The 9237-nt window shown below is 36.9% G+C and carries 5 protein-coding genes and 1 pseudogene; 5 read left to right on the top strand and 1 reads right to left on the bottom strand.

What is annotated here, in order from left to right:
- Positions 1 to 89: 89 nt before the first annotated feature.
- Positions 90 to 1421 (bottom strand): annotated as a pseudogene (locus tag BR86_RS16725) (IS4 family transposase).
- 606 nt (positions 1422 to 2027) lie between these two features.
- Here BR86_RS16725 and BR86_RS0112850 point away from each other — a divergent pair.
- The 5 genes from BR86_RS0112850 to BR86_RS0112870 all read left to right on the top strand — a co-directional run bounded on the left by BR86_RS0112850 (position 2028) and on the right by BR86_RS0112870 (position 9084).
- Positions 2028 to 3239 (top strand): polysialyltransferase family glycosyltransferase, encoded by a 1212-nt coding sequence (locus tag BR86_RS0112850; protein ID WP_031474514.1) that lies wholly within the window; start codon positions 2028 to 2030, stop codon positions 3237 to 3239.
- Between the two features lie 2 nt (positions 3240 to 3241).
- The gene (locus BR86_RS0112855) at positions 3242 to 5011 is read left to right on the top strand and encodes a hypothetical protein (protein WP_031474516.1); all 1770 of its coding nucleotides are present in this window, start codon (positions 3242 to 3244) and stop codon (positions 5009 to 5011) included.
- A gap of 108 nt (positions 5012 to 5119) precedes the next feature.
- A complete protein-coding gene (locus BR86_RS0112860; RefSeq protein ID WP_031474518.1) occupies positions 5120 to 6424 on the top strand; it encodes a lipopolysaccharide biosynthesis protein in 1305 nt (434 codons plus the stop codon).
- Positions 6424 to 8025 carry a cytidylyltransferase domain-containing protein gene (locus BR86_RS0112865; protein ID WP_031474520.1) on the top strand — a complete coding sequence of 534 codons (1602 nt, stop codon included), beginning with the start codon at positions 6424 to 6426 and terminating at the stop codon, positions 8023 to 8025. The genes BR86_RS0112860 and BR86_RS0112865 overlap by 1 nt, the downstream gene beginning before the upstream one ends.
- A 15-nt stretch (positions 8026 to 8040) precedes the next feature.
- Positions 8041 to 9084: an N-acetylneuraminate synthase family protein gene (locus tag BR86_RS0112870; protein ID WP_031474522.1), complete on the top strand. Its 1044-nt coding sequence runs from the start codon at positions 8041 to 8043 to the stop codon at positions 9082 to 9084.
- Positions 9085 to 9237: the final 153 nt, after the last annotated feature.

Raw genomic sequence — 9237 nt, forward strand, 5'->3', positions numbered from 1 at the left:
GTCGGAAAGGTTATTTACTAAAACTTCCCATAGTAAAAATGGGTTTCGCACCTTGAAAACTCAATAATACAGGCAATTTGATAGAATACTTATGCTGTCAGGGTCGCTTTGACCAACGAATTGCGGATATACTCCGGCAGACGACCCGCGAACATTTCAATGAACAATTCAAGTTGTGCTTCGGTTGGCCGAAAAATAGCACATACGCTGTCAATCATAGCACTTTTGATGATCTGGAGGAACTCTCCAAAAGTGATATCTCTGAGCTCATCTGAGAAAAAGAAGAAAATCTCACCAAGTGTACGGCTGTCTTCATTGCGCCGTTGTTCCATTGCAATCATCAGTTATCGGGTGAACACGATGGCGACATGGGCTGTCAGCGTATCATATGTGAGGCTGTGGCATTCGCTGATCAGGTTGTGAGATAAGACTTGCAGGTCTTGAAAAACACTTCGATCTGCCACCGTTTCCCATAAATCCGAATGATCTCTTCCTCAGAAATTTCCGGGTTTTTACAGATAAGGGCGATCCAGTCTTTCTTGTTCTTCTTGTTTCGGACGCAGACAATCTTCGCCGGAATCTTCTCATCTTTGTCAACCATGACATTTACAGAGAGAAGGTACTTGCTACGGCCACGACGTTTCCTACAGATACTGAAGATCTTTTTGATGGAAAGTTGTTCTCCTTCGTATTCATAGTAGATGCGGTAATTCTTCCTGATCATGGCGATGGAGTCCAGACCAATGCTTTTCACCGCAATCAGCTGTGCAGGACTGGAGAACCACGTATCAAACAAAACATAATCGGCAGCGTGACCTACAGACGGAGCGCTTCTTAAGAGTTCGATCATGACATCTGTACCCTTCATCTGGGCAAGTTTTCTGCGCTTTGCGGCAAGTGACCTCCCATCGAATTGTTCGACAGGTCCGATGAGATTATTCTCATTTGAAGATGCCAAAAGACAGCTGTTTATCGGAAGAAATGTATTTCCGTCTGTCCATCCAAGCGTCATCATACGGTATCCTATGCGGTACTGCATGGAAGTATGGTCAAAAACACGGGAGCCGAGTTCTGCTTTCTTACAGCTTGTCCTTTCAAAAAGACTGTCGTCAACAACCAAAGCATTGACACGTTCATCATCGGTAAGTGGCTCAACTTGATCAGCCACCTTCTTGGACAGGAACGTTGTAAATCGAAGCCAGTTCGTCTTCGGACTGTTCAGAAAGCGATAGAACGTATTCTTAGAGAATGACTCCTTGAAAGAGCCGGTCTATTGCTGCATGTACATGCAGCGGTCGGAGAAGACGTTGCAGAGCTTATACTTGAAGATGTCAAGCATCGGGACACCCTTCTCCTTCTGAGCATTACACTTACGGAGAAGATTTCCGATTCCAAAAGTGCAAAAAAAGAAGAAATTGCATTAAAATATCCTGTCCGTCCTGATTTTGTGGTAGAATTGATTGGGCATAGAAACCTCCTATGGTGTGTTTGTTTTTCGTTAATTCAATTATACCAAAGGTGCGGTGTCTGTGCCTTTTATATTGCCTACATTATTAAGTTTTCAAGGTTCAACACACCTTTTCGGTGTGGGAAGTTTTAGTTATTTTCACTTTTTTAAAATCGGTTCCAATTCATGAAGGTGTGGTGTCAATGAATTTAGATATAATCAGTTGAAATATAATAACTGAACAAAATGTGTATGATTAGAGATAGGGTACAGTATGCTTAATCGTAGCACATACGCAGAAAAGATAGGTGTTCTGCATTATTCTTCGATTCGCATGATATTAGCAAATAAGTAGCAAGCGTCGGGATGTGTATAAGGCAAAAACCTAGAGAGAAGGAAAATGAGGACGTGGCTAAAGTGAGTAGTGTCGTTTGTAGGAACACTAATACCAATAAAACATAGGGAAAAATCCTATAATATTCTTTTTCTGATAAGAAACAGGTTTTGATGAATGATGTTTTAGCACATAACCTTTTGTGATTATGTGTGGGTGTTCATCTGTGGATAAGGGAACGTTATTATGGTACATTTTGTATTTGTTGCATTGACTACTTATCAATTGATGGTGAGTGATATCTATGCTCGACAGATATGTGAAAAATATATTGGGAAAGTTACGATAGTATCTGTTGGACTTAATGAAAGGCCAGCAGATCACGTTTCGTATGAATTGATAGAAATACCATATTTAAATGGTGATAAATACCATAGGGTCATACAAAGACTGGTATATGGCGGAAGATTATTCCGTTTCTCAAAACTGAGCGGTGTTATCAGAAAAGAAGATAAGACATGTCTCTTTATTTTTAATGACAATGAGCCAATTACAAATAAGTTGCTACGTATTGTCAAATCTACTAATTCAAATTTAACAGTTTTATTGGATGAAGGCATAGGTTCTTATGCAGATACAAGAGAGATAGCACTTACTACCAAACAAAAAATTAGATGGTTGTTCACATCAGGTTTAGGTTCACCCATGCAGTACAAAGCTATCGGGGATAATCCGTTGATAGATGTAGCGTTTGTATCGAACAAGGAATTATATGCATCCCTGAGAAAAGCAACCAAACAGAAAGTATTTCCCCAGGATAAAAGAGCACTATATGTAAAATCAGATAGATTTCTTGCCGACTATTATTCCGTGAAAAAACAAGAATTAAAATGTGACGTTGTGTATTTAGGACAACCTTTTTATGAAAATAGTGAAGTGAGTAAAACTGAAGCTGATTATATCTGTAAAGTATTTGAAATGGTACCTTCTAATTTGAGGATAGTCATAAAACCTCATCCAAGGGACCAAGAAGGAAAATATAGTTTTTTAGAAGAACGATATAAAAATACAACTGTTATTGACAATGAACTTGCAAAACTGCCACTTGAATGTTTGTCAAATATTATTGGCGCAAAAATAATGATCGGACATAATTCCTCTGCGCTTATCAATATTGCAAATTCATTTTCGGGGATTGTTTGTTGTTTGACGTATCGCTTACCATGCGCAGAGAACATGCATAAGGTTTGGATGAATACATATTCTTATAGTTCTTATGATGACAGCATGTATTCAAGTGTAAATAATAATATTTTTATACCAGATAATGATAATGATTTTATTGCAATCTTTAATAGTCGGATAAGCTCTAATGATATAGATGATCAGTGCGATAACAATGATTTTAATATACTGCTAACATATTGTTTAGAAACGATGGGTGAAGGAGAAGAGTGAAAATGGGACGGATTATTATTACTAACAATTCTGACTGGTCAGATTTCCTTGTAAATAACAATTCTGATGCTGGATTGAAAGTATGTAAGTACGATGAAATACATGATATTAAACTCACTTCTTTTTATAAGTTAAATGTTGAGTGCAATAATTATTTTGAGTGTGGCGATGAATCTGTATTTGTAGTGGGAACCTTCTTCTACAAAGAATTATTTGGTCAGGAGGCATTAGAAAAACTGTTTCACGATCGAAATCAAAGATCAGTAAAAGAGATTAGAGCGGATGCATTCGGTGCATATGCTGTTCTTATAAAATTGAAATCAAAGTTGATTATTTTTACTGACGAAACACGTATGTATGGGCTATACTATTATGCTGATGATAATAATTTTTTGATCACAAATTCATATTTACATATACAGCAATGTACTCATCAGCAAATTGAACATAATGCACTTCTTGAACGAGGAATTCGAGGAGGAATAGCTGGTCTAAATACTCCTTTCAAAAATATATATTCCCTTAGTGCGCGGCAATATATCGAAATCAATGCTGAAACAAACGAGTTTATAATAAACCCAGTAGAGTTAAATAATTATGGTGTGCCTGTTTCTTCTGCTGATGAAGCTATTAAATTATTATGGAATCGCACTCAGAGAATTGCAGCTATAAGATCAAAGTATATTCATGATTATTTACAATTTGTAACTGGTGGGATTGATTCTAGATTAGAACTTGCTATTAATATTTATAATAACGATAGGATTCATCTTGGTTACTGGATGGGTAGTGATTTAATAACAAATGGTACTACAGAAGATTTAGAAATTGAAATGGAAATTGGTGAACGCTTTTCATTGAAACATGATTGCTACTCAGTGGGATGTGATTTTGATGAAGTCCTAAAGGCAATATCAGAAAATGATATTGCCAGGTATGGCGAATATGCAAGCAAATATGCTGGAAACAAAAAATGGTTTTCTATATTCGAAAATGCTGAGGAAGAATTTATTGGATTCGGATATTTTGGTGAGACGCTTAGAGCGTTAGGAGAGCTGGATAGACATTATCATGAAGATTATTCATTGGATGAATTCGTAAAAGATGTTTATTGTAGAACCGGGTTGGAAAAAACAATCTTTTCTTCTGACGAATTTTATTCGTATCTAAAAGGGCAAATGCTAAACTTGTTAAATGTGAGAAGCAAGGCAAAATACGACATAGACGATTATTATAGAGTATTTACATATTCACGTTTTTCGGCTGATTGCCTGCTGACCAATATTTGCAATATTTTTGCCTATTCATTCCCTGTTTTTGGCGTAAAACAGGTGGCAGATGTAATATTTTCTATTCCTTATCAAATGAGGACAAATGAAGTTCTATCTATTGGCCTAACATCTCGCTGGTGTGAAGGACTTCTTGATGTACCTTACTATTCTCACCATCATAAAATCCTTTGTGACAAGAATTCTTTGATGGTTCGAGAGACAAAAACAAACAATCTATTGGGAAAAATTAAGCCCGCACTGATCAATACAAAGATTTATGACTATTTATATTTGAGTTTTTTGCAAAAATATATGAGACCACAACAAAAGAATAATAAAGATGTTTTCGATTTATGTATGAAGGTTTTGAATAATAGCGCCGTTTTCCGTAATTCTAGTATAACAGTTAAAAATCCAAATAATTGGAAAGGAGCTGAACTTGCAACACTCGCTTCTTTTGTGGCAGACATTAGATGTATAGAGTTAATTAACCATCAATAGTAATAATAGAACACTTTAGTATTGCGTGGGCATCTATAATCAATATTAGGCTCAGTAAATAATATTGGCCTATAGCGTTGTGACGCCGCACCTTTATGCGAGGATGATATGATAACATCTATTAACAGATTCAAGAAATATGTCACGAGTGGTTTTGCCAAGACGACGCTTATCTATACTATTTCTTCGTTCCTTAATTCCGCCACTCCATTTTTACTCTTGCCAATTCTTACAAGATATCTTTCTACTGAGGAATATGGCATAATATCGATGTTTAATGCAACTGCCAGTGTTTTTCTGCCTTTTTTGGGCATGAACATTTCCTCTGCTGTACTAAGAAAACTTGCAGATAATGACGATGAAGATAATCACAAGTACGTTTTTAATGCGCTTATAGTAGCTGCTGTTTCAACTGTCCTTTTCACTTGCGTCATATTTGTGTTACGATACTATATCTGTAAATGGACGGCTCTAAATGGAACTTATTTATTGTATGTGATTTTTTTTGTCGTAGCAACATATTTGTGCGAACTTACTCTTGTCATGTTCCAAATTCAAGGCATGCCCAAAAGGTACGGCACCTTTCAAAACCTTTGTACCCTTTTAAATCTGCTGTTATCAATTCTATTTGTTGTGTTCTTAAAGTACGGGTTGTTGGGAAGAGTATTGGGGTTATGTGTTTCAAAATGCTTATTTGCATTTATCGGTATGCTTTATATCTTGTGCTCATACAAGATTAAAGCCACTATATCGATTAAATATATAGGAGATATTGTTACTAATTTTGGACTACCTCTAATTCCAACTAATATTAAAAGCACAGTGCTTACTTATACTGATCGGCTATTTATAACTAACATGATTAGTGTTTCGGAAACGGGTATTTATGCGGTTGGTAATCAGTTCTCACTTCCAATTTTACTTCTTGCTCAAGCATTTAATTTAGCTTATGTTCCTTGGCTTTACAGAAAGTTAAACGAAAATGACGAACAATACAAGTATAAAATTGTCAAGTTCACATATATGTATTTTGGATTTATTCTTCTTATAGCTTTATTGTGGTCTTTTCTTGCTAAACCACTAATGACTATTATATCTGGTAAAGCATATGAGTTTTCAACGACGTATGTCTTTTGGTTGTCTTTAGGATATGCTTTTACTGCAATGCATATGATGGTTGTAAATTACATTTATTATACAAAGAAAACAAAACTATATGCGATTATTACTGTAATCGTAATTTTTTCTAATATTATTTTGAATTATTATTTTGTTAATTTTAATGGCTCTATTGGCGCAGCTCAAGCGACCTTGATCGCCAATATTATTAGTTTTGTACTTACTTGGATTCTTGCGTCAAAAGTATGGAAGATGCCTTGGTTTAGTTTTGGTAAAAGAGGAGGTAAGATTTGATGAAGATACTAGCTATTATACCTGCAAGAGCGGGTTCTAGAGGAATTCCCAATAAAAACATTAGAATAATTGGTGGACATCCATTAGTTTACTATTCAATAATGAATGCAGTCAATTCGAAGATGGTTACTGATGTTATTGTATCAACAGATTCTCCGGAAGTACGCATAATTGCACAGCAGATGGGTGTTTCAGTTCATTGGCGTGATGAGTCGCTTTGTGGAGATGCGGTAACGCTGGATGCAGTAATTGCGGATGCGATTCCGAAGGATCAAGTTTGGGATTATGTTGTTACTATGCAACCGACATCACCCACTCTCAGAGTAGAGACTTTAGATGATGCAATACAGTATGCGATTGATAATGATTTGGATACGGTAATATCTGCTATCAACGCACCACATCTTTCGTGGGGTGAAAAAGATGGAAAAAAAGTTCCTAACTATAAAGAGAGATTGAATCGTCAGTATCTCCCTCCTTGTTATATTGAAACGGGGGCATTTGTTATTGCTCGTTCGACTGTTGTGACACCTAAGTCGAGAATTGGATCAAAAGTGGATATATACGAGGTCCCAGAGGATGAGTCTCAGGATGTTGATACTTTTGAGGATCTTCGAAGTGTAGCAGCAACTTTGTATAGACAGAAAGTAGGCATTTACGTCAATGGAAACAATAAGCGCGGGATAGGTCATATTTATCGTGCCCTGGAAATTGCCGATGAATTCTATGTTAAACCTGACATTTTTTATGATACGAATCAGACAGACCCAAGGGTTTTTGGGAATACAAAGCACAATCTTATCCCAGTGAATGGTATTGCAGAACTGTACCAGATTTGCAAGGAAAAGCAATATACAATCTTTATTAATGATATTTTGACAACATCTATTGACTATATGATAGGCCTTAGATCTGTTATGCCGAATTCTAAGATCGTGAATTTTGAGGACGATGGAGAAGGAACATGCAAAGCTGATCTTGTTTTCAATGCTCTTTTCCATGATGAAGACCTTCCACAGATTAAAGCAGGTGAAAAATATTATATCAGTGGAAAAACTTTCATGTTCTATGAACCAATCCATATTAGTGATGAGGTAAAACGGATATTTATATCATTTGGAGGTGCGGATCCACAGAATTATTCTGACAGACTCTTGCATATGATTAGCAAACCAGTATATAAGAATTATCAATTTGTGGTGGTTCTTGGAAGAGCAAAACATAATGTTGATTCACTTATGGAGTTTAACAAATACGAGAATATTGAAGTCCTTTATGATGTGTCTAATATGCCTGAACTTATGACAAGTTGCGATATAGGGGTCACATCACGTGGTCGAACTGGCTATGAGTTAGCAATTTTAGGGATTCCTTCTATTGCAATGGCGCAAAACAAACGCGAAGAGAAACATGGGTTCGTTTGTAATGAAAATGGATTTTCCTATATAGGTTTAAATCCAGCAGATGAAATCATTGAAGCAAACCTTCAAATGTATCTGAAAATGAGTAAGGAGAGTAGGCAGAGATTCCAGAATATGCTACTTAGCCATGATCTGAGAGGCGGAAGAAAACGTGTAATGAGTCTAATAAACTCACTTTAAGAGAGGATTATAAGGATGAGAAATTCAAAACCGTATTTGATTGCTGAGATTGGAGTTAATTTTTACGATACCGCACGTGTTATGGGGATTACCCCGATTGAAGCAGCCAAACTGTATATCGACAAAGTTGCGGAAGCTGGTATAGATTGTGCCAAATTCCAATCCTATAAGGCAGGAACGATTGTATCGAAGAATTCTCCGGCATATTGGGATACAACAAAAGAACCCACAAAGACACAATATGAACTGTTTCTTAAGTATGACAGTTTTGGAGAAGCAGAATATAGAGAACTGAGCGAGTATGCTCATTCGAAAGGGATTGATTTTACGTCAACACCGTTTGACTATGCATCCGCCGACTATTTGGAAAGCATGGTTGATTTCTATAAGATCAGTTCATCTGACCTCTCTAATCTACCATTCATTCGTCACATCGGAGCAAAAGGAAAGCCTGTTGTTCTTTCAGTTGGTGCGGCATACTTGTCTGAAGTAGATGAAGCTATTAGAGCATTGAAGGAATCTGGGGGTAAGGATATTACCATACTGCATTGTGTTCTTTCATATCCGACTGACCCGAAGAACGCCAATCTACGTATTATTGATACATTGAAGAGGGATTTCCCAGATGTCAAGGTGGGTTTCAGTGATCATGTTGCTCCGGACGACACAATGATGACGCTTGCTGTAGCTTATATTCTCGGGGCAGATGTGATTGAAAAGCATTTTACACTTGATAAGTCTTTATCAGGGAATGATCATTACCATGCTGGCGAACCGGAGGATTTTGTAAAAGCTATCAAAAATTTCCGATGGATCGATACAGTTCTTGGGTCTGGTGAAAAGACGGTTCTTGAGTGTGAACAAGTTTCCCGCAGAGAAGCTAGAAGATCATTGGTGCTGACAAGAGATATGAAGGCAGGAGAGGAGATTCGAAAGGAAGATCTCATGCCAAAACGTCCTGGAACAGGTATTCCTCCGATTTATACTGATATAGTTATAGGTCGTAAGGTAACTAAGGATTTAGATGAGGATACTATTCTGACTTGGGATATGATTTGAAGATAGTGTCAATAATTTTTCGCAAATTCATTTTCACCCGTCGGCTCACCATCATTAACTGACTGCAGACTGATCGTCAACCTTGCGCTGAAGTTCCAGGTCGAAGAGGTGATTCATGTTCAGATACCGTTTGGATCCCCAGTTTGATGCGGC

This window comes from [Clostridium] aminophilum DSM 10710, assembly GCF_000711825.1.
GTDB lineage: Bacteria > Bacillota > Clostridia > Lachnospirales > Lachnospiraceae > Clostridium_R > Clostridium_R aminophilum.